Annotated in this window: 1 protein-coding gene; it reads left to right on the top strand. The window is 66.5% G+C overall.

Annotated features, from left to right (window positions below; translation table 11 throughout):
- Positions 1 to 109: 109 nt before the first annotated feature.
- The gene (locus ACFYOH_RS44840; RefSeq protein WP_388638142.1) at positions 110 to 1,330 is read left to right on the top strand and encodes an IS256 family transposase; all 1,221 of its coding nucleotides are present in this window, start codon (positions 110 to 112) and stop codon (positions 1,328 to 1,330) included.
- Positions 1,331 to 1,332 lie beyond the last annotated feature (2 nt).

The following is a 1,332-nucleotide window of genomic DNA, read 5'->3' as shown; positions in this document are numbered from 1 at the left end:
GATGGTGTCCCGCCGAGTGGTGTAGCAGCGATCTCCGCATAGCCCCTGGTCATGGGGCGGCCATCGCGCAACTCTCCGAGTAGAGAGGCTCGTTGAGAGAGGTGACGCGATGGCCTTGTCCCAGCATGACTTACTCCGGCTGATGGAGTCACTGCGTACGGCGGACGGAATCGAGTTGGTCCGGGTCCTGGCCCAGCGGATCCTGCAGGAGCTGATCGAGGCCGAAGCCACCTCGTTCATCGGGGCCGAGCCCGGCGAGCACACCGAGACCCGGACCAACCTGCGCAACGGCCACCGCGGAAAGACGCTGACCACGCAGGCCGGGGATCTCGACCTGGCGATCCCCAAGGTCCGCACCGGCAGCTTCTTCCCCAGCCTGCTCGAACGCCGCCGCCGGATCGACCGGGCCCTGTATGCCGTCATCGTCGAGGCATACGTCCACGGGGTGTCCACCCGCAGCGTGGACGACCTGGTCAAGGCCCTGGGAGCGGACAGCGGGATCTCCAAGAGCGAGGTCTCCCGGCTCTGCGCCGCCCTGGACGCCGAGCTCACCGCCTTCCGCACCCGGCCGCTGGACCATACCCGCTTCCCCTACGTCTACTTGGACGCGACCTACTGCAAGGCCCGCGTGAACCACCAGATCGTGTCCCAGGCCGTGGTCATCGCCACCGGCATCACTGAAGATGGCGGACGCGAGGTGCTGGGACTGATGGTCGGCGACAGCGAGACCGAGGCGTTCTGGACCGAGTTCCTGCGCTCGCTGCGCGAGCGGGGGCTGTCCGGGGTCCGCCTGGTCATCGCTGACCACCACAGCGGCCTGGTCAAGGCCGTGCGCAAGGTCATGCTCGGCGCCGGCTACCAACGGTGCCGCGTTCACTTCCTGCGCAATGTCTTTGCGGTGATCCCGAAGGACTGTGCCGAGATGGTGGCGGCGACCATCCGCACGATCTTCGCCCAGCCCACCGCAGCAGCCGTCCGGGCCCAGCTCGACACCGTCGCCGACATGCTCGGCCGACAGTTCCCCAAGGTCAGGGTCATGCTCCTGGAGGCGAAGGAGGACCTGACCGCGTTCGCGGACTTCCCTGATCGGCACTGGAAGAAGATCCAATCGACCAATCCGCTGGAGCGGATCAACCGCGAGATCAAGCGCCGGACCGACGTCGTCCAGATCTTCCCCAACCCCGACGCCCTCGAGCGCCTCACCACCGCCGTCCTCGTCGAGATGCACGACGAGTGGATCGCCTTCCCCCGCCGCTATCTACCCGAGGGAAGCATGGACACGATCTACAAAGATCAGATCGACCTCGCTACACCACCCCAGGGGACATGACC

It is taken from the genome of Streptomyces sp. NPDC007856 (assembly GCF_042868225.1).
Classification (GTDB): domain Bacteria; phylum Actinomycetota; class Actinomycetes; order Streptomycetales; family Streptomycetaceae; genus Streptomyces.
Note: the sequence above shows the minus strand (reverse complement) of the source record. Positions and strands in the feature narration are given on the sequence as shown.

What these genes read in the sequence shown, in the direction of transcription:
- ACFYOH_RS44840 (WP_388638142.1), top strand. Translation starts at nt 110, where the DNA reads ATGGCCTTGTCCCAGCATGACTTACTCCGGCTGATGGAGTCACTGCGT.